The sequence below is a fragment of the Streptomyces sp. NPDC041970 genome, assembly GCF_055588985.1.
This window is the reverse complement of record NZ_JBVJCD010000068.1, coordinates 1-19,668: the sequence shown is the minus strand read 5'-3', so window position 1 is coordinate 19,668 and position 19,668 is coordinate 1. Positions and strand designations below refer to the sequence as shown.

General features: G+C 75.2%; 18 protein-coding genes. 17 read left to right on the top strand and 1 reads right to left on the bottom strand.

Translation table 11 applies throughout. The features are described from left to right. Positions 1 to 40: 40 nt before the first annotated feature. The 4 genes from ACZ6EJ_RS24615 to ACZ6EJ_RS24600 are packed head-to-tail and all read left to right on the top strand — an operon-like array spanning position 41 to position 4,069. On the top strand, positions 41 to 1,072 hold the full coding sequence (locus tag ACZ6EJ_RS24615; RefSeq protein WP_469270051.1) for an iron-siderophore ABC transporter substrate-binding protein: 1,032 nt from the start codon (positions 41 to 43) through the stop codon (positions 1,070 to 1,072). Continuing rightward, the gene (locus ACZ6EJ_RS24610) at positions 1,069 to 2,109 is read left to right on the top strand and encodes a FecCD family ABC transporter permease (protein WP_469270049.1); all 1,041 of its coding nucleotides are present in this window, start codon (positions 1,069 to 1,071) and stop codon (positions 2,107 to 2,109) included. Before ACZ6EJ_RS24615 ends, ACZ6EJ_RS24610 begins: the two co-directional genes overlap by 4 nt. Then, entirely contained in the window at positions 2,106 to 3,158 is a 1,053-nt protein-coding gene (locus tag ACZ6EJ_RS24605; RefSeq protein ID WP_469270048.1) for a FecCD family ABC transporter permease, read from the top strand. Before ACZ6EJ_RS24610 ends, ACZ6EJ_RS24605 begins: the two co-directional genes overlap by 4 nt. Then, positions 3,155 to 4,069, top strand: a complete 915-nt coding sequence (locus ACZ6EJ_RS24600; protein WP_469270046.1) for an ABC transporter ATP-binding protein — start codon at positions 3,155 to 3,157, stop codon at positions 4,067 to 4,069. The genes ACZ6EJ_RS24605 and ACZ6EJ_RS24600 overlap by 4 nt, the downstream gene beginning before the upstream one ends. Here the strand turns inward: ACZ6EJ_RS24600 and ACZ6EJ_RS24595 are convergent. Then, the gene (locus ACZ6EJ_RS24595; RefSeq protein ID WP_469270065.1) at positions 4,000 to 5,157 is read right to left on the bottom strand and encodes a Dyp-type peroxidase; all 1,158 of its coding nucleotides are present in this window, start codon (positions 5,155 to 5,157) and stop codon (positions 4,000 to 4,002) included. The genes ACZ6EJ_RS24600 and ACZ6EJ_RS24595 overlap by 70 nt on opposite strands. Before the next feature lie 344 nt (positions 5,158 to 5,501). Here ACZ6EJ_RS24595 and ACZ6EJ_RS24590 point away from each other — a divergent pair, with 344 nt between their 5' ends. From ACZ6EJ_RS24590 to ACZ6EJ_RS24530, 13 genes are all read left to right on the top strand, one after another. After that, on the top strand, positions 5,502 to 6,722 hold the full coding sequence (locus tag ACZ6EJ_RS24590; RefSeq protein WP_469270044.1) for a cytochrome P450: 1,221 nt from the start codon (positions 5,502 to 5,504) through the stop codon (positions 6,720 to 6,722). Positions 6,723 to 6,756: 34 nt separating this feature from the next. Then, on the top strand, positions 6,757 to 7,875 hold the full coding sequence (locus ACZ6EJ_RS24585) for a type III polyketide synthase (RefSeq protein WP_469270042.1): 1,119 nt from the start codon (positions 6,757 to 6,759) through the stop codon (positions 7,873 to 7,875). A gap of 97 nt (positions 7,876 to 7,972) precedes the next feature. Next, entirely contained in the window at positions 7,973 to 9,157 is a 1,185-nt protein-coding gene (locus ACZ6EJ_RS24580; RefSeq protein ID WP_469270040.1) for a S8 family peptidase, read from the top strand. Between the two features lie 73 nt (positions 9,158 to 9,230). After that, a complete protein-coding gene (locus tag ACZ6EJ_RS24575) occupies positions 9,231 to 9,836 on the top strand; it encodes a GNAT family N-acetyltransferase (RefSeq protein ID WP_469270038.1) in 606 nt (201 codons plus the stop codon). A 57-nt stretch (positions 9,837 to 9,893) separates the two neighbouring features. Then, the gene (locus ACZ6EJ_RS24570) at positions 9,894 to 10,211 is read left to right on the top strand and encodes a cupin domain-containing protein (protein WP_469270037.1); all 318 of its coding nucleotides are present in this window, start codon (positions 9,894 to 9,896) and stop codon (positions 10,209 to 10,211) included. Between the two features lie 169 nt (positions 10,212 to 10,380). Beyond that, positions 10,381 to 11,310 (top strand): YihY/virulence factor BrkB family protein, encoded by a 930-nt coding sequence (locus ACZ6EJ_RS24565; RefSeq protein WP_469270036.1) that lies wholly within the window; start codon positions 10,381 to 10,383, stop codon positions 11,308 to 11,310. A 153-nt stretch (positions 11,311 to 11,463) separates the two neighbouring features. Continuing rightward, positions 11,464 to 12,333: a substrate-binding domain-containing protein gene (locus ACZ6EJ_RS24560; protein ID WP_469270034.1), complete on the top strand. Its 870-nt coding sequence runs from the start codon at positions 11,464 to 11,466 to the stop codon at positions 12,331 to 12,333. Between the two features lie 147 nt (positions 12,334 to 12,480). After that, a complete protein-coding gene (locus ACZ6EJ_RS24555) occupies positions 12,481 to 13,413 on the top strand; it encodes a carbohydrate kinase family protein (protein ID WP_469270033.1) in 933 nt (310 codons plus the stop codon). A 100-nt stretch (positions 13,414 to 13,513) separates the two neighbouring features. Then, positions 13,514 to 14,623 carry a beta-ketoacyl-ACP synthase 3 gene (locus tag ACZ6EJ_RS24550; RefSeq protein WP_469270032.1) on the top strand — a complete coding sequence of 370 codons (1,110 nt, stop codon included), beginning with the start codon at positions 13,514 to 13,516 and terminating at the stop codon, positions 14,621 to 14,623. Next, positions 14,607 to 15,863 carry a beta-ketoacyl-[acyl-carrier-protein] synthase family protein gene (locus ACZ6EJ_RS24545; protein WP_469270031.1) on the top strand — a complete coding sequence of 419 codons (1,257 nt, stop codon included), beginning with the start codon at positions 14,607 to 14,609 and terminating at the stop codon, positions 15,861 to 15,863. The genes ACZ6EJ_RS24550 and ACZ6EJ_RS24545 overlap by 17 nt, the downstream gene beginning before the upstream one ends. Before the next feature lie 61 nt (positions 15,864 to 15,924). Next, on the top strand, positions 15,925 to 17,940 hold the full coding sequence (locus ACZ6EJ_RS24540; protein ID WP_469270030.1) for an acyl-CoA dehydrogenase family protein: 2,016 nt from the start codon (positions 15,925 to 15,927) through the stop codon (positions 17,938 to 17,940). A gap of 104 nt (positions 17,941 to 18,044) precedes the next feature. After that, positions 18,045 to 18,320, top strand: coding sequence for an acyl carrier protein (locus ACZ6EJ_RS24535; RefSeq protein ID WP_469270028.1), 276 nt, complete (start codon positions 18,045 to 18,047; stop codon positions 18,318 to 18,320). After that, positions 18,317 to 19,540, top strand: coding sequence for a beta-ketoacyl-[acyl-carrier-protein] synthase family protein (locus ACZ6EJ_RS24530; RefSeq protein ID WP_469270026.1), 1,224 nt, complete (start codon positions 18,317 to 18,319; stop codon positions 19,538 to 19,540). Before ACZ6EJ_RS24535 ends, ACZ6EJ_RS24530 begins: the two co-directional genes overlap by 4 nt. The last annotated feature ends 128 nt before the right edge of the window (positions 19,541 to 19,668 follow it).

Sequence of the window (19,668 nt, the reverse complement as noted above, 5' to 3'; positions counted from 1 at the left end):
GAAGCGGAACCCCGACATCCGGAAAGCCGGGTACACACCCATGTCCTCACGCCCCCTCCGCCTGCTGGTCGCGGCCACCGCACTCGCCGGCCTCACCGCCTGCGGCACGTCCACCGACGCCGCCGACACGGACGAGCGAAACCGTTCCGGCGGGTTCCCCATGACCGTCGAGCACGCGCTCGGCACGACCTCCATCCCGGCCGAGCCGAAGCGCGTCGCCACCGTCAACTGGGCCAACCACGAAGTGCCCCTGGCGCTCGGCGTCGTGCCGGTCGGCATGGCCGCGGCCGACTTCGGCGACGACGACGGGGACGGCGTGCTGCCCTGGGTGGAGAAGCGGCTCGACGAGCTGAAGGCCGACACCCCGGTGCTGTTCGACGAGACCGACGGCATCGACTTCGAGGCCGTCGCGGACACCAAGCCCGACGTCATCCTGGCCGCCTACTCGGGCCTGACCCGCAAGGACTACGACACGCTCAGCGAGATCGCCCCCGTCGTCGCCTACCCGGACGCGGCCTGGGCGACCCCGTGGCGCGAGATCGTCCGGACGAACAGCAAGGCGATCGGCCTCGCCGAGGAGGGCGAGAAGCTGATCGGACGGCTCGACCGGGACATCGCCAGGACCGCCGCCAAGTACCCGCAGCTCAAGGGCAAGTCGGCGATGTTCATGACGCACGTCGACCCCAACGACGTCAGCCAGGTCGGCTTCTACACCACCCACGACACCCGGACGCAGTTCTTCCGCGACCTCGGCATGACCATCCCCGAGAGCGTCGCCAAGGCGTCCGAGGGAACGGACAAGTTCTCCCTCACCCAGAGCGCCGAGCAGATCGACGCCTTCGACGACGTCGACATCATCACCGGCTACGGCGACGAGACGGGCGACCTGCTCAGGAAGATCAAGGGGGACCCGCTGCTGTCCAAGATCCCGGCGGTCGAGCGCGGCTCCATCCACCTCCTGCCCGGCAGCGCCCCGCTGGCCACCGCGGCCAACCCGACGCCGCTGTCGATCGGTTACGTGCTGGACGACTACGCCGCCGCCCTCGCCAAGGCCGCGGACAAGGTCACGTGACCGCGGTCGCGCCCCGCGCCCCGCTGGCCGCCGCGCCCCGGCGGCCGGCGGGCGTGCGCCTGCTCTGGCTCCTCCTCGCGCTGCTCGTCCTGGCCGCGGCCATGGCCGCCTCCGTGGCGTTCGGCTCCCGCGACGTCCCCTGGTCCGACGTCCAGGCGGCGCTCGGCGGCGCGGACGACACCCTGGGCCGGGCGGCGGCGGCGAAGCGCATCCCCCGTACGGTCCTCGCCGTCGTCATCGGCGCGGCCCTCGCCCTCGCGGGCGCCGTGATGCAGGGGGTGACCCGCAACCCGCTGGCCGACCCCGGCGTCCTCGGCGTCAACATGGGCGCTTCGCTGGCCGTCGTCACGGCGGTCGCCTTCTTCGGGCTGACGGCGCCGACCGGATACGTCTGGGTCGCCATCGCGGGCGCCGCCTGCTCGGCCCTGTTCGTCCACACGGTCGGAGCCCTCGGCAGAGGAGGGGCCACCCCCCTCAAACTGGCGCTCGCCGGAGCCGCCACGTCGGCGGCGCTCGCCTCCCTCGTCAGCGCGGTCGTCCTGCCGCGCAACGACATCGCCGGCAGCTTCAAGCTCTGGCAGATCGGCGGCGTCGGCGGCGCCTCCTTCGAACGCATCGGACAGGTGCTGCCCTTCCTCGCGGTGGGCTTCGCCCTCTGCCTGCTGTCCGCGCGCGCCCTGAACTCGCTCGCGCTGGGCGACGAACTCGCCGCGGGCCTCGGCGAACGCGTCGCCCTCGTCCGGACGGTGGCCGCGCTCGGAGCGGTCCTGCTCTGCGGGGCGTCCACCGCGGCCGCCGGGCCGATCGGCTTCGTCGGCCTCGTCGTCCCGCACGCCTGCCGCCTGCTCGTCGGCGTGGACCACCGCTGGCTCCTGCCGCTCTCGGCGGTGCTCGGCGCGGTGCTCCTCACCGCCGCCGACGTCCTCGGCCGGATCGTCGCGCGCCCCGCCGAGATCGACGTCGGCATCCTGACCGCGCTGATCGGGGCCCCGTTCTTCATCCACATCGTCCGCCGACAGAAGGTACGCGACCTGTGAGCGCCCCCGTCCTCGTGCCCCCCGCGTCCGTCGGGGCCGCCACCCGCCGCCGGGTGCGCGCGACCCGGCGCCGCCGCCGCGCCGTCCTCGCGCTGGCGCTCCTCGTCGCCGCCGCGGCCGCCCTCTCCCTGATGGCGGGCCGGACCTTCTACCCGCCCGGCGACGTGCTCCGGGTGGTCCTCGGGGAGCAGGTCCCCGGAGCCTCCTTCACCGTGGGGCGGCTGCGGCTGCCGCGCACCGCCCTCGCCGTGGTCGCCGGCTTCAGCTTCGGCCTGGCCGGCGTCACCTTCCAGACGATGCTCCGCAACCCGCTCGCCAGCCCCGACGTCATCGGCATCAGCTCCGGCGCGAGCGCCGCCGCCGCCGTCGCCATCGTCACCCTCTCCCTCGGGGAGGTGGGGGTCTCCGTCCTGGCCATCGCCGCGGGCCTCGGCGTCGCCCTGCTGGTGTACCTACTGGCGTTCCGGGACGGCGTCGTCGGCACCCGGCTCATCCTGATCGGCATCGGAATCTCCGCCATGCTCGACGGCGTCACCTCCTACGTCCTGTCCCAGGCCGCCGCCTGGGACTTCCAGGAGGCGATGCGCTGGCTGACCGGCAGCCTCAACGGCGCGACCTGGGACCAGACGGTCCCCGTGCTCGTCGCGGCGGCGCTGCTCACCCCGCTGCTGCTCGCCCGGGCCCGCGACCTCTCCGCGATGCAGCTCGGCGACGACACCGCCTCCGCCCTCGGCGTACGCGTCGAACGCACCCGCGTCACGGTGATCGTCGCCGCCGTCGGGCTGATCGCCTTCGCCACGGCCGCGGCGGGCCCGATCGCGTTCGTGGCGTTCCTCTCCGGCCCCATCGCGGCCCGGATCGTCACGGCGGGCGGCTCGATGCTGGTGCCCGCCGGGCTCGTCGGCGCGCTGCTCGTCCTCGTCGCCGACTTCTGCGGCCAGTTCGCCTTCGGGGAGCGCTACCCGGTCGGCGTCGTCACCGGCGCCCTCGGGGCCCCCTACCTCGTCTACCTGATCATCCGCACCAACCGGGCGGGAGGCTCGCTATGACCACGAACCACCGACTGACCGCCGAAGGGCTCACCCTCGGCTACGGCGACCGCACCGTCGTCGACTCCCTCGACCTGGCCGTGCCGCCCGGCCGCATCACGGTGATCGTCGGCGCCAACGCCTGCGGCAAGTCCACCCTGCTGCGCTCGATGTCCCGGCTCCTCGCCCCCCGCGCGGGCCGCGTCGTCCTCGACGGGAAGGACGTGCACCGCCTCCCCGCCAAGGAACTGGCCCGCACCCTGGGCCTGCTGCCGCAGTCGCCCGTGGCGCCCGAGGGCATCACCGTCTCCGACCTCGTCGGCCGCGGCCGCCACCCGCACCAGAGGCTCTTCTCCCGCTGGAACGAGCAGGACGACGCCGCCGTGGCCGCGGCACTGGAGGCCACGCACACCGAAGCGCTCGCCGAACGCGCCGTGGACGAACTCTCCGGCGGCCAGCGCCAGCGGGTGTGGATCGCCATGGCCCTGGCCCAGCAGACCGACCTGCTGCTGCTCGACGAGCCGACCACCTTCCTCGACGCCAGCCACCAGATCGAGGTCCTCGACCTCCTGACCGACCTCAACCGGTCGCGTTCCACCACCATCGTGATGGTGCTGCACGACCTCAACCTCGCGGCCCGGTACGCGGACCACCTGATCGCCCTGGCCGACGGCCGGGTCCACGCGGCCGGGGCCCCCGCCGACGTGCTCACGCGGGAGGCCGTGCGCGCCGTGTTCGGCCTCGACAGCCGCGTCGTCGAGGACCCCGTCTCGGGCCGCCCCCTCATGCTGCCGATCGGCCGGCACCACGTGCGGGAGCCGGCCGGCGCCGCACCGGCCGAGGGACGGGGCGACGGTGCGGCTCAGGAGCCCAGCAGCCCCGAGCCGTACCAGTCCGCCTCGTCGGCGACCCCCGGCAGCACCAGGAAGTAGCCGCCGCCCGTCGTGGTGCTGAAGTCCGCGAACCGCTCGCCCTCCAACCGCTTCTGCACGGTGGCGAACTGCCGGGCGATGTCCTTCTGGTAGCAGCAGAAGACCAGCCCCACGTCGAGCGTGGCGTCCGCCGCGAGGCCCCGGTCGATGTTGTAGCTCCGGCGCAGCAGGATCGAGTCCTCGGTCGCGGCGGTACGCGGGTTGGCCCGGCGGATGTGCGAGTCCAACGGGATCACCAGACCCTCCGGGTCCCGCGCGTAGTCCGGCAGGTCGCTCTCCTCGCGCCCGCCGAGCGGCGCGCCGGTCGCCTTGTGCCGGCCGAAGATCCGCTCCTGCTCGGGCGTCGGGACCCGGTCCCACGCCTCGGCGCGCAGCCGGATGGTCCGGATCACCTGGTAGGTCCCGCCCCGAGCCCAGGCCGGCCCCTCCGGACCCACCCAGACCAGCCGGTCCATCTCCCGCGCCGAGGTGGTGTCCGGGTGCGCGATGCCGTCCTTGAAGCCGACGAACGTCCGCGGAGCGCCCTCGGGGCGCGGCGGGTTGAGGAAGCCGTCGATCCGCCAGCGCGTCCGGAGCATCCCCGCCGTCTCCCGCGCCAGGTCCCGCACCACGTGCAGCACGGCGTCCGGATGCATCGCGCAGACCTGCACGGAGAGGTCGCCGTGGCAGCTCTCCTCCTCGACGCGGTCGCCGGGGAACTCGGGCATACACGTGAGGCCGGGCGGCCGCGAACCGGCCAGTCCGTACCGCTCGTCGAAGAGCGAGGCCCCCACGCCCACGGTGATGGTGAGGAGGTCGTGCGGCCCCTCCACCGCCCCCACGTCCGGGTCCTCCGGCGTCACCCCCGCCGTCAGGGTGCGGCACCGCACGGTCACCTTCTTCAGGAGCCGGACCAGCTCGGCCCGGTCGCGCACCAGCACGTCGAAGGCGGCGAAGCCGGCGAAGGGCTGCTGCGGCGTGAGGATCCCGGCCTGGTGCGCCCCGTGGAACGGCACCCGGCCGTCGGTCCCGTCCGCCCCGCGCCCCGCCGCCGGCGCGCCGGCGGCGGGAGCCGCCGGGAGCGCTCCGGCCAGCCCGGCGGAGCCCACGAGACCCGCCGCTCCGCGCACGAAGCCGCGGCGATGGGGACGCAGGTACTGCCGGTGGTCACTTTCCGTCATGGTCGTGTCCTTTCCCCGTCGTGGGTGATCTGCTCTGCCTCCTTCACCCATACCGCGCCGAACACCCGTTCAGCGCGGTTTCCTTCGTGCGGGGCGGACGGCTGGGCCCATCGGCCCCCACCACCGGGGCGTCTCCCCCCTCTAATCGGCTGACTGCGGAGGGTGAGTGACATGTTTCGGGGTTCCGCGGGGGACACAGGGGAGGTCTGGTCTCGGGCCCGGATCAGATCCGGCACGCCCCCATCCCTCGACACGGCCATGGGAGAACCTCGGTGGAGAACACCTCCGTGCAGAAAACGGAATCCGTCCGGAGCTGCCCGTTCGACTACGCGCAGCAGTTGGAGTTCGACCCCCAGCTCAAGCAGTTGCTGACCGAGGAGCCGGTGTCCCGCATCCGTATGCCGTACGGAGAGGGCGAGGCGTGGCTCGTCACCCGCTACGAGGACGTCCGGACGGTGACCACCGACCGGCGCTTCAGCCGGAGCGCCGTCCTGGGCCGCGACTTCCCCCGGATGACGCCGGAGCCGATCGTCCAGGCGGAGTCCATCAACCTCATGGACCCGCCCGACAGCAGCCGGCTGCGCAGTCTGGTGGCCAAGAGCTTCACCGCGCGCCGCGTCGAGCAGATGCGGGAGGGCACCCAGCGCGTCGTGGACCGGCTGCTGGACGAGATGGAGGCCGCGGGGCCCCCGGCCGACTTCGTGGCCCGCGTCTCCGCGCCGCTGCCGCTGATCACCATCTGCGAGGCGCTCGACATCCCCGAGCCGGACCGTCCCTGGCTCCGCGCCCACGCCATGACGATGATGAGCATCGGGGCCGCCGGGAAGCAGGACGCCGTGCGAGCCAAGGCCGAACTGCGGGCCTACTTCGCCGAGCTGACCGCCGAACGGCGGCGCTCGCCGGGCGAGGACCTCATCAGCACCCTGGCCACCGCGCGGGACGGCGCGGAACTGCTCGACGACGACGAACTGACCGTCATGGCGATGGTCCTGCTCATCACCGGCCAGGACACCACCACCTACGAGCTGGGCAACATCGCCTACACCCTGCTGACCCGCCCGGAGCTGCTGCGGAGCCTGCGGGAGGACCCCCAGCGGCTGCCGCGCACCCTGGAGGAGCTGCTGCGCCACATCCCCTTCCGCAAGGGCGTCGGCATCCCGCGCATCGCCACCGAGGACGTGGAGCTCGGCGGCGTCCTCATCAAGGCCGGCGACGTGGTGCACGTGTCCTACCTGACGGCCAACCGGGACGCCGCCAAGTTCGAGCGCCCCGACGAGCTCGACCCCGACCGGCCGTCCATCCCGCACATGACGTTCGGCTGGGGCGCCCACCACTGCCTGGGCGCACCGCTCGCCACCATGGAACTGGAAGTGGCCTTCTCCACGCTGCTGGCCCGCTTCCCGGCCCTGCGTCTCGACGTGCCGCCCGAGGACGTCCCCTGGAACACGACGTCCATCTGGCGTTATCCGCTCGCCCTGCCCGTCACCTGGTGACGAGAGCCTCCGCTTCAGAGAACGAGGAGAACCCATGGCGACCCTGTGCCGACCGGCCATCGCTGTGCCCGAGCACGTCATCACGATGCAGCAGACCTTGGACCTGGCACGGGAGACCCACGCCGGGCACCCGCAGCGCGACCTCGTCCTGAGGCTCATCCAGAACACCGGAGTGCAGACCCGCCACCTCGTGCAGCCCATCGAGGAGACCCTCGCCCACCCCGGCTTCGAGGTGCGCAACCTGCTGTACGAGGCCGAGGCCAAGGCGCGGGTCCCCGGCGTCGTCCGGCAGGCCCTCGCCCACGCCGCGACCGAGCCGGCCGAGATCGACCTGATCGTCTACGTCTCCTGCACGGGCTTCATGATGCCCTCGCTGACGGCCTGGATCATCAACACCATGGGCTTCCGCTCCGAGACCCGCCAACTGCCCATCGCCCAGCTCGGCTGCGCCGCGGGGGGCGCGGCGATCAACCGGGCGCACGACTTCTGCCTGGCCTATCCGGACGCCAACGTCCTCATCGTCTCCTGCGAGTTCTGCTCCCTGTGCTACCAGCCCACCGACATCGGGGTCGGCTCCCTGCTCTCCAACGGACTGTTCGGGGACGCCCTCTCCGCGGCCGTCGTCCGGGGGCGCGGCGGCACCGGGATGCTGCTGGAGCGCAACGGCTCCCACCTGGTGCCCGACACCGAGGACTGGATCTCCTACGCGGTGCGCGACACCGGTTTCCACTTCATGCTCGACAAGCGGGTCCCCGGCACCATGGAGATGCTGGCCCCGGTGCTCCAGGACCTGGTCGACCTCCACGGCTGGTCCGTGCAGGCCATGGACTTCTTCATCATCCACGCGGGCGGGCCCCGCATCCTGGACGACCTCTGCCGCTTCCTGAAACTGCCGCCCGAGATGTTCCGCTACAGCCGCGCCACGCTCACCGAACGGGGCAACATCGCCAGCTCCGTCGTCTTCGACGCACTGGCGCGGCTCTTCGACGACGGGGGACCGGACGAGGCCGCCCAGGGCCTGATCGCCGGGTTCGGACCCGGCATCACCGCCGAGGCCGCCGTCGGCACCTGGTCCACCCACGACGAACGCCCCGGCGCCGGAGGCGGAGTCGACGAGTCGGCGCTGGTCCCGAGCGCCGCGCTGTCCGGCTGAACCCCCCGGCGCCCCGCCGGGCGGGACGAAGCAGCCCATGTCCGCGTTGTGCGGGCGCGCCCGCCGTGTGCACGCATCCCACCTTCGAGGAGTACGTATGCGCCTGCCCGCCCGTTGGGCCGCGGCCGCCCTGCTGCTGATCGTCCCGCTGACCGGCGCCCCCGCCCCGGCCGCCGCCGACACCGGGCCGGAGGGGGTCCCGGTGGAGCGCTCCGCCCGCGCCGTGCCGGGGCAGTACATCGTCACCCTGGAGCCCGGAACCTCCCCGGACGCGGTCCTGCGCGCGTTCGGGCTCCGGCCCCTGCACACGTACGGGAACGCGCTGCGCGGCTTCGCGGCCACGCTCACCGACGCCGAGCTGGCGGCGGTGCGGACCACCCCCGGCGTGCTCGCCGTCGAGGAGAACGCCGAGGTCGCCGTCCCCCGGCCCGCCGCCGGAGCGCTGCGCGCCCCCGCGGGGGGCTGGGGCCTCGACCGCATCGACCAGCGCACCCTGCCGCTGGACGGCGACTTCACCACCAGGACCACCGGCGAGGGCGTGCGGATCTACGTCGTCGACACCGGGATCGAGGCCGCGCACGCCGAGTTCGGCGGCCGGGTCGTGCAGGGCCGCGACTTCGTCGGGGACGGCCGCGACGGCGGCGACTGCAACGGACACGGCACGCACGTCGCGGGCATCGCCGGCGGCGCCTCCTCGGGCGTGGCCGAGGACGCGACGCTGGTCAACGTGCGGGTCCTGGACTGCGAGGGCAGCGGCACCTGGGCCGACATCCTGGCCGGCTTCGACTGGGTCGCCGAGGACGCCGCCCGCGGCGGCCCGGCCGTGCTGAACGCCTCGCTCGGCGGGGCCCGGTCCAGCGCGGTCGACGCGGCGGTCCGATCCGTCGCCGACGCCGGGGTGCTGCCGGTCGTCGCGGCCGGCAACGACGACCGCGACGCCTGCGACACCTCCCCGGCCGCCGCCGACGGCGCGGTCACGGTGGGTGCGAGCGACCGGAGCGACCAGCAGACCTCCTTCAGCAACTGGGGCCCCTGCCTGGAGCTGTACGCTCCCGGCGAGGACATCCCCTCCGCCCGCCTCGGCGGCGGCTCGGTCGAGCTGAGCGGCACCTCCATGGCCTGCCCGCACGCCGCCGGGGCAGCCGCCCTGTACCTGGAGGCCGACCCCGCGGCCCCGCCGGCCACCGTCGCGCGCCGGCTGACCGACACCGCCACCCCCGACGTACTGGCGCGGCTCGGTGAGGGCTCACCGGACCGGCTGCTGTACACGGGCGGGCTGTGACGACCCGCCCGAGCACCGGGAGGCGGAGGAAAAGCGATTGCCGCGGGTCCAAAGCCCGCGTTGGCTGGGCGCCATGGCAGAACTGCGCACCGACCGCCTCCTCCTCCGCCGATGGCGGGACTCCGACCGCGGGCCCTGGGCGGCGATGAACGCCGACCCCGAGGTCCGGGAGCACCTGGGCGACCTGCTCACCCGCGAACAGAGCGACGCCTCCGCGGCCCTGTTCCAGGCCGAGTTCGACCGGCGCGGTTACGGGTGGTGGGCCGTCGAGGAGCGGGCCACGGGCGAGTTCGTCGGCTTCGCGGGCCTGGACCGGGTGGAGGACGACATGCCGTTCACCGGTGTGGAGATCGGCTGGCGGCTCGCCCGCCCCGCCTGGGGCCACGGGTACGCCACCGAGGCCGCGCTGACGGTCCTGGACCACGGCTTCGGCACGCTCGGGCTGCCCGAGGTCCTCGCCGTGACGACGGCCGCCAACCACCGTTCGCAGGCGGTGATGCGCCGGATCGGCATGACCCGGAACCCCGCGGACGACTTCGACGACCCCACCGCCCCCGCGGGACCACTGCGCCCGAACGTGGTGTACCGCATCGCCCGCGGCGCGCGGACCGGGCCCCCGGACGACGGCCGCGCCGCGCCGGAGCCGACGGCCCGGCCCCGCCACCGCCGGGCCGGGTGAGGGACGGGCCCCGCCGGTGGGATCGCGGGCCGGGCGCCGCTGCGGCACAGTGGGCCCATGGACGACCTCAACGCACTCGCCGAGGAGCACCTGGCCGCGGCCCGCGCCTCCGCGCACGGCCGCAGCGCCCACCTCCTCGTCCAGCAGCCGCCCTTGCGCCAGACGGTGATCGCCCTCACCGCGGGCACCGCGCTCGACGAGCACAACGCGCCGCCCGCCGCCTCCCTCCTCGTCCTGCACGGCACGGTCCGGCTCACGGCCGAGTCCGGCGACGCCGAACTGCCGGCCGGAGTCCTGCACCCCGTCCCGCGCGAACGGCACGGACTGCTGGCCCTCCAGGACGCGGTGGTCCTGCTCACGGCCGTCAACGACTGACCGGCCCGCGACGACGAGCCCCGCCCCGAAGCGCGCGCCCGGGAGCCGTGCCCCCGCGGGGTGTGCTTCGGCGCGCAGGAGGCAGGAGAGGATCGGTGGAGGCGGTCGCGTCCGGGAACGGACCCGGCACGCCGCCCCCGAAGTCCGCCCTCGTCCCCGGAGCGCCAGCTTGCCCACCCAGACCGCCGCAGCAGCGGAAGACACCGCCCCCGCCGCCCGCGCCGCCCCCTCGCGCCGCTGGTTCGCCGCCCTGCGCCGCACCCCGGTCTCGCTCTGGAACGACGACGTCTCCGACTGGGCCGCCGCACTGACGTACTACGCCATCCTGGCGCTGCTCCCGGCGCTCCTGGTCACCGTCTCCGTGATCCAACTGGCCGACCCCGGCGCCACCCGGACCCTGATAGCCGCCATCACGGAGTTCGCCCCCGCCGAGTCCGGCGAGGCCCTGCGCCGCCCGCTGGAGGCCGCCGCCCGGGAGCGCACCGCCGTCCAGGTGCTCGTGGCGACCGGAAGCGTGAGCGCCGTGTGGTCGGCGTGCAGCTACCTCGCGGTGTTCCGGCGGGCGATGCACGCCATGCACCACGTCCGCGACACCCGCCCGGCGCTGCGCAAGGCCCACATCATCGTCGCTTCCGCGATCGGCCTGCTCGTCCTGCTGATGACCAGCGCGTTCGCCCTCGTCCTGACCGGCCCGCTGGCCCGCTGGCTCGGCCGGCGCACCGGGCTGGCCCACGCGGGCGACGCCCTGTGGGCGACCCTGAAGTGGCCGGTCCTGCTCTGCCTCGTCGCCTGCCTGATCCTGGTCCTCTTCCGCACCGGTCCGCGCTCGGCCCGCGGCGTCCGCCGGGGGCTGCCCGGCGGGATCCTGGCCGCGTTCCTCTGGCTGTCCGCCTCGGCGGGCTTTGCGCTGTACGCCACCCGGATCGGCAGCTACAGCAGGCTCTACGGCTCCCTGGCCGGGCTCGTCGTCTTCCTGATCTGGGTCTGGTTCGCCAACCTCTCCCTGCTGGCCGGGGCGCAGTTCAACGTCGAGCTGGACCGGCAGCGCGCCGCGCCGGACGAGGACGGGAAGCAGGGCCGCGCCGCGGAGGAGGAATGAGCCGACCGGGCCCCGCGCCCGGCGCACCGTCCGACACCGGCCGTTCCGCGCCGCGGGGTCGGAGGGGTGCGGCGGCGGGGAGGTGGGCAGGTACACCCGTGCGAGGGCGGGCGACAGGTGCGCGGCACAGCGGCGGCAGAGGGGCGTGTGGACGTGACGGACCGGAGCGCGTGGAAGTTCTCCGACGACCGGGGCCGGCAGTGGGAGGCCCCCCGCAGACCGGAGCGGATGCTCGCCTACGTCCAGGCCGGGGCCACCCTGTGGGACCTCGGCGTCCGGCCGACCGGCGTGTTCGGCTCCGGCCACGACGGCCCGGAACCCGACCCGGCCAAGACCGGGACCCTGCCGCTGGAGCGGGTCGCGTACGTCGGCGCGGGCGCCGCGCTGGACCTGGAGCGGCTGCTGGCCGCCGGACCGGACCTCGTGGTGGCCGTCAGCTACGGCGGGGGCCAGGTCTACGGGCTCGCGCCGGAGGTCGTCGCGCCCCTGGAGGAGCGGGTCCCGCTCGTCGTCGTCGACGTCGGCCAGGACCGCACGTTCGGCGCGATCGGCGGCCGGTTCGCCGAACTGGCGCGCTCCCTGGGCGCCGAGGGGCGGGCCGACGCCGACCGTGAGCTGGACGCCGCCCGCGACCGGCTGCGCGCGGTCGCCGCCGCGTCCGGCGACGCGCCCCGCGTGCTCGCCCTCTCCCCGGCGGGCCCGGACCGGGCGCACGTCGCCCGCCCCCGGATGTGGCCCGAGCTGCGCGTGCTCACCGAACTCGGCGTCCGGGTCGTGGAACCGGCACAGGGCCCCGGAGCCAACTGGTCCACGCTCGACCGGGCCGACGCCTTCGCGCTGCGCCCCGAGGTGGTCCTGGCCGACGTCCGCGCCCACGCCGGGCCGTTCGACGCGTTGCGGGGGAGCACCGGCCCCGCCGCCCCGGTCGTCCCGTGGAACCCGGAGCCCCTCTACGGCCCCCGCGACCACGCCCGTTTCCTGAGCCGGGTCGCGGACGCCCTGGAGGCCGCGCGGGCGCGCTGAAGGACCGTCGAGGGCCCGCCCCGAGCGCGCCCCGGCCCCGAGGCCGCGGTCGGATGGCCCGGAACGGGGGGTCGTGACGCCGGACCGGGCGGGAGCTGCCAGGCTGGGCGGGACACCCGCCGCCCGCGCCCCAGGAGACCCGCCCTCATGCCCGACCGACGTGATCTGCTGGTCATCGGCGAATGCGTCGCCGACATCGTCCGGCTGCCGGGGGAGCCCGACCGGGTCCATCCGGGCGGCAGCCCGGCCAACGTCGCGAACGGCCTGGCCCGGCTCGGCCACGACGTCACCCTGCTGACCCAGCTCGGCCCGGACGGCCACGGGCGGCTGATCCGGGACCACCTGGCCGCCGCCGGGGTCGAGGTCCGCACCGACGCCTCGACCGGCCCCACCCCCACCGCCGCCGTCACCCTCGACGCCGCCGGGCACGCGACGTACGCCTTCGAGATCGGCTGGAGCCTGGGCCCGGTCGCGCTCGACCGGGCCCCGCGCCATGTGCACACCGGCTCCGTCGCCGCGGTGCTGAAGCCCGGAGCGGCGACCGTGCTGGCCGACGTCGAGTCGCTGCGGGCGGACGCCACCGTCAGCTACGACCCCAACGTGCGGCCCGAGTTGATGGGCGAGCGCGCCCCCGCCGTGGCCGGCGTCGAGCGGTGCGTCGCGCTGAGCGACGTGGTCAAGGCCAGCGACGAGGACCTGGCCTGGCTCTATCCGGACGAGGAGCCGGAACGCGTCGCGGCGCGGTGGCTCGCCGCCGGTCCCGCGCTCGTCCTGGTCACCCGAGGCGGCGCGGGCGCGTTCGCGGTGTTCGACGGCGGCCGCGCCGACGCCGAGGCGCTGCCCGTCCCCGTCGCCGACACCGTCGGTGCGGGCGACGCGTTCATGTCCGGCACGCTGCACGCCCTGGACCGGCACGGCCTGCTCGGCCCGACAGGCCGGGCCCGGCTGCGCGGACGCCGCCCCGAGGCGGTCGCCGACGTCCTGCGGTACGCGGTCGCCTCCGCCGCCGTCACGGTCGGCCGGGCGGGTGCCGCCCCGCCCGACGAGGCCGAGCTGGGGGAGGCGCTCGCCCGTATCTGACGCTCCATCACGACCCGTTCGGCGGTGCCGAACGCACCCTCGTCCGGCGCGGGGCCGTTCGTCAACCGGTCGCAGTACGGCAACGGGATGCGGGGCAGCGGTGGCGAGGATACGTACGGACGGCGGCACGGAACCGGGGGCGCGCGCCGCCTTGCCGGCCGCGGGGCGCACGGCGGTGCTGGAGCGCGTGGCGGGCTGGGTGCCCGGAGACCCGGTCGGCAACGAACGGCTCCCCGCCCACTGGGACGTGGACGACGCCTGGGTGCGCAGCCGCACCGGCATCGGCAGCCGGCACCGCGCCGGGCCGGGCGTCGCCACCGGCGACCTCGCCTTCGAGGCGGCCTCGCGGCTGCTGGCCGGAGCCCCGGCGGCCGGACCGGTCGACGCGGTGCTCCTGGCCACCGCCACCCCGGACCACCCCTGCCCCGCGACCGCGCCCGCGCTCGCGGCCCGGCTCGGGCTCGGCCCTGTGCCGGCGCTGGACATCGCCGCCGTGTGCAGCGGCTTCGTCTACGGGCTGGCCGTCTGCCACGGGCTCGTCGCCTCCGGCCTCTACGGGCGCGTCCTGCTGGTCGGGGCCGACGTCTACTCGACCTGGCTCGACCCGGCCGACCGCTCGGCCGGCGTCGTCTTCGGGGACGGCGCGGGCGCGGCGCTGGTGGCGGCGGGACGGCGCGGCGATCCGGGCGAACTGCTCGCGTTCGACCTGGGCAGCGACGGCGCCGGCTACGACCTGATCACCGTCCCCGGCGGCGGGGCCCGCGCCCGGGCGGACGTTCGGACGGCGTCCCCCGGCGACGCGTTCTTCCGGATGCGGGGCGGCACGGTCTACCAGCACGCCGTCGAGCGGATGACCGCTTCGTGCCGGGCGCTGCTGGACCGGGTCGGCTGGGACCCGGCCGAGGTCGACCGGTTCGTGCCGCACCAGGCCAACGCCCGCATCCTGCGCTCCGTCGCGGAGCGGGTCGGCATCGCGCCGCACCGCTGCGTCACCCACCTGGAGCGGGTCGGCAACACCGGCGCCGCCTCCATCCCGCTGGCCCTGGCCGACGCGGCGGGCCGGGGCCGGCTCCGCTCCGGCGACCGGGTGCTGATCACCGCGTTCGGCGGCGGCCTGACCTGGGGCTCGGCGGCACTGCGCTGGCCGGGGACCCCGCAGACGATGTCCACGGACCCGACGGAAGGAACAGAGCATGTCGCACCCCGCTGATCAGGGCGCCGAGACGGCGACCGGCACCGCGATCGCGGTGACGGGGGTCGGCCTGGTGACACCCGCAGGGGCGGACGAGCACAGCTTCTGGGAGGGGCTGTGCTCCGGGCGCTCCACCGCCCGGCGGTGCGAGGAACTGGCCGGTCTGCCGGTCGACTTCGCCTGCCCGGTCGACGGCATCGACCTGGACGCCGCGGTGGGCGGCCGGTCGGTGTGGCGGATGGCCCGCTTCGTGAAACTGGCCCTGGTGGCCGCCCGGCAGGCCGTCGCCGACGCCGGCCTGGATCCCGCGCGGTGGGACGGCGCACGGGTCGGGGTGGTCCTCGGCGTGGGCGTCGGAGGGGTCTCCGTGCTCGTGGACAACGCCGCGAGGCTGGCCGCGTCGGGGCCCGAGGCGGTCTCCCCGCTGCTCGTCCCCATGATGATCCCCAACGCGGCGGCGGGCGAGGTCGCCATCGCGCTGAAGGCGGGCGGCCCGAGCCTCGCGCCCGCCACCGCCTGCGCGTCGGGGGCCACCGCCGTCGCGGTCGCCCGCGACCTGCTGCTCGGCGGCGGTTGCGACATCGTGGTGGCCGGCGGCGCCGAGTCCGTGCTGACCCCGCTGGTCGTCACCGCCTTCGCCCGGATGGGCGCCCTGTCCTCCCGCACCGGCGACCCGGCGGGCGCCTCGCGGCCGTTCGCCGCCGACCGGGACGGCTTCGTCATCGGGGAGGGTGCGGCCATGCTCGTCCTGGAGCGGCCGGAGGGCGTGCGCGCCCGCGGCGGCCGGACGCGCGCGCTGCTCACCGGCGCCGGGTCCAGCACGGACGCCCACCACCCCACCGCCCCGGCCCCCGACGGCCGGGGGGCCCAGCGTGCCGTGCAGGCGGCCCTGGACCAGGCGGGCTGGTCGCCGGGGGACGTCGACCACGTCAACGCCCACGGCACCTCCACCCCGCTCAACGACGCCATGGAGACCACCCTCATCTCCCGGCTCTTCCCGCACCGGCCGCCGGTGACCGCGCCCAAGGGCGTGGTCGGGCACACCCTCGCCGCGGCGGGCGCGATCGAGGCGGTGGCCACCGTCCTGACGCTGGAGCGCTCCGTGATCCCGCCGATCGCCAACCTCGACGCGCTCCCCGACGCCTTCCCGCTCGACTGCGTGGTGAAGGAGGCCCGCCGCCGGAGGGTCGAGACGGCGGTGAGCCACTCCTTCGGCTTCGGCGGCCACAACGTCGCGCTGGCCTTCCAACGGGCCTGACACACAGGGGAGTTTCGGGACGGCGGGGGTGTCCTCGCCGTCCCGTGATCGTTACTCCGTTGTGACAGTGACCACGAACAGCCCGTCCCCGCCGCCGACGAACGATCTGCTCACCCGAGCGCTCTACGGGCCGAACTTCGGCCAGGAGCACGGGTTCTGGCGGCGGCTGCTGACAACAGAACCGTTTCGCCGCCCCGACGGCGGCACCCCCGACGAACGACTCGCCCTCTCCTACCGCCGGCTCCGCGTCCTCAACACCGCGCTCGACAGCGCGGCGCGGCTGGCCGCGGACCCCCGCGCGCTGGCCGCCCTCCACGAGTGGCTCGGGCCGGTCGACCCGACGCTGACCACCGTCGCCGGCATCCACTACAACCTCTTCCTGGGCAGCCTCCTCGACCACGAGGCCGGCACGCCGCGCGACCTGTCGGACTTCCTCGCCCTGCGCCGCGTGGGCGCCTTCCTCTGTACGGAGGTGGCGCACGGCAACGACGCGGCGGCCGTCGAGACCACCGCGACGTACGACCGCGAACGCGACGGCTTCGTCCTGCACACCCCGCACGCCGGGGCGCAGAAGTTCATGCCCAACACCAGCTCCGCCGGTGGCCCCAAGTCCGGGCTGGTGGCGGCCCGGCTGCTCGTCGACGGCGCCGACCACGGGGTCTTCCTCTTCCTCGCCCCCCTCACCGACGGCGTCCGCGCCCTGCCGGGCGTGCGGGTGCGGCGGCTGCCCGCCCGGATGGGCTCGCCGGTCGACCACTGCGCGACCTCCTTCGACCACTGCCTCGTCCCGCGCGAGGCGCTGCTCGCGGGGCAGCAGGGGCGGGTCGGCGACGACGGGCGGTTCACCAGCGAGATGGCCAACCGCAGGAGGCGGCTCCTCGCCTCCATCGGCCGGGTCACCGCGGGCCGGCTCTCGATGAGCGCCTGCGCGGTCGGCTCCGCGCGGGTCGCCCTGGCCATCGCCGTCCGGTACGCCGGACACCGGATGATCTCCGGGTCGCGCACCACGCAGCGGGTGCCGGTCTACGCGCACCGCACCCACCACGGGCCGCTGGCCGGGGCGATGGCGACCGTCTTCGCGATGAGCCTGCTGCACCGCAGGGCGCTCGACCGCTGGGAGGCGGCCCCCGCTTCCGGCCGGGAGGAGGCGGAGCGCCTGGTGGCCGTGGCCAAGGGGTGGATCACCTGGCGGGCGCGCGAGGTCATCGTCGAGTGCCGCGAGCGGTGCGGGGCCCAGGGGCTGCTGGAGAACAACGGCCTGAGCGAGCTGCTCACCGGCATCGAGGGGGTGATCACCGCCGAGGGCGACAACGTGGCCGTCCACGCCAAGGCCGCCGCGGAGATGCTGTTCGGCGCCGCCGCGCGGACGGCCGGGAAGGGCCCCGGCGAGGACGGCGGCCCCGGCGGACTCGACGACCCCGGCTTCCTGGGCGAACTGCTCGCGGCCGTCGAGGACATCTGGTTCGCCCGCGCCCGCGCCCGGATGAGCGCCGCCCCCCGGGGCGATCAGCTCGGCCGCTGGAACGCCGCCTCCGGGGCGGCGCTGCGGGGCGTCGAGGCGTACGGCTACCGGCAGGCGGGCGAGGCGTACGCGCAGGCCGCGGCCCTGCTGCCGGACGGTTCGGCGCGCCGGCGGCTGGCGGAGCTGCAACGGCTCTTCGCCCTCCAGTGGATCGACCGCAACAGCGGTGACCTGCTGGCCGCCGGACGGCTGACCGCCGATCAGGTCACGTTCCTCCCCGAGGCGGTGGAGGCGTCGATCGCCACCGTGGCCGAGCACGCCCCGGCCCTGGTGGAGTCCTTCGCGCTGCCGGAGCGGCTGCTGGCGGACTGGCCGATCGCCGGTCCCGGATACATGGACGCCTACGACGACCCCGAGGGGTCCTGGCACCGGGGCCGCAAGGCCGGGTTCCGGGCGCCCGTGTGCGGCAGCAGGCGGCGCCCGCTGCGCGAGAGGGCGGCGGCGCTCGGCACGCGCTCGGTGCTGCTCGCGTACTGGGGGACCACTTCCATGCTCGCCCGGTGGTTCGAGAAGCCGCAGGTGAGCGCTGACGAATCGGTTCGCCCGAGGGCGTAACCGCAGATTCGCCATCCCGTTACTTCGGCGGTGGGGCGCTGCGTTCCCCCCCCCGTCGGCGGTTCGCCCGGACCGCCGATGAGATGCCGACGAGAGGAAACACCGTGAAGACCATTCACCCGCGGATCATCGAGGTGCTGACCGAGACGTTCAAGGTGCCCGCTGCTGAGATCCTGCCGGAAGCCACCATGGACAGCCTGGAGATGGACTCCCTGGCGGTCGCCGAGTTCGCGGTCATCATCAAGGAGACCCTCGGGATCGACGCCGACTCCGAGAAGTTGTACAAGGATGCCACGCTGGCCGACATCTCCGCGTTCGTCGACGCGGCCGTCCGCGGCGCGGCGGACGACCGCGCTGTGCCGGTGAGCAATACCCGATGAACGGAGCCGCCATCGCCGTCACCGGCCTGGGGATGATCACCCCGGTCGGCCACACCACCGGAACCACCTGGGAAGGCGTCTGCGCCGGGCGGTCGCCCGCCCGCACCGTCCCCGAACTGGAGGGCTGCGCCGTCGACTTCGCCTGCACGGTCGCGGGCATCGACCTCGACGAGGCCGTCGGCGGCCGCACGGCCTTCCGGATGGGCCGCTACGTCAAGTTCGCCCTCCTCGCCGCCCGCGAGGCGGTGGCCGACGCCGGACTCGACCCGGCCCGCTGGGACGGCGCCCGCGTCGCCGTGGTGGTCGGGACCAGCAGCGGGGGGTCGGCCCAGCTCAGCGAGCAGGCCGTCGCCCTGGAGCGGCGGGGGCCGGAGGCCACCTCGCCCTCGGGCATCCTGCTCACCATCCCGAACATGCCGGCGGCCGAGATCGCCATCCGGATGGGGGCCACCGGCCCCAGCCTCGCCCCCTGCACCGCCTGTTCGTCCGGGGTGACCGCGCTGTCGGTGGCGCGGGACCTGCTCGCCCTCGGCCGGTGCGACATCGCGATCGCCGGGGCCACCGAGTCGATCGTGTTCCCGGTCGCCATGACCGGGCTCGCCCGCTCCGGCGCGGCGGCTGTGCGGGACGGCGACCCCGCCCGCCTCTGCCGCCCCTTCGCCGCCGACCGGGCCGGGCTGGTCATGGGGGAGGGGGCCGCGATCATGGTGCTGGAGCGGGCCGCCGACGCCCGCTCCAGAGGGGCCGCGCCCCGCGCGCTGATCGCGGGCGTCGGCGCCACCACCGACGCCCACCACCCCACCAGCCCGCACCCTTCGGGGGACGTCGCACGGGCGGCCGTGGACGCCGCGCTGCGCGACGCCGACTGGCGCGCCGAGGACGTCGACCACGTCAACGCGCACGCGACGGCCACCCCCCAGGGGGACGCGACCGAGGCCGCCCTCATCGGCCGGGCCTACCCGCACCGGCCGCCCGTCACCGCCCCCAAGGGCGTACTGGGCCACTGCATGGGCGCGGCCGGGGCCATCGAGGCCGGGCTGACGATCCTCACGCTCCAGCACGGACTCGTCCCGCCGATCGCGAACCTGGACGCCCCGGCCGCCGGGTTCGACATCGACTGCGTCACGAAGGCGCCCCGCGCGATGCCCGTACGGCGGGCCGTCAGCCACTCCTTCGGCTTCGGCGGCCAGAACGCGGTGATCGCCCTCCAGGCTCCGTGACCGGGACGGAAGCCGTCGAGCCGGTGCGGCGGGACGACCCCGCGCCGCACCGGCCCGGGGGGGGGGGGGGGGGGGGGTGTGCGGGCCCGGGTGGAGCTCGGCGGGGGGGGGGGGGGGGGGGGCGGAGC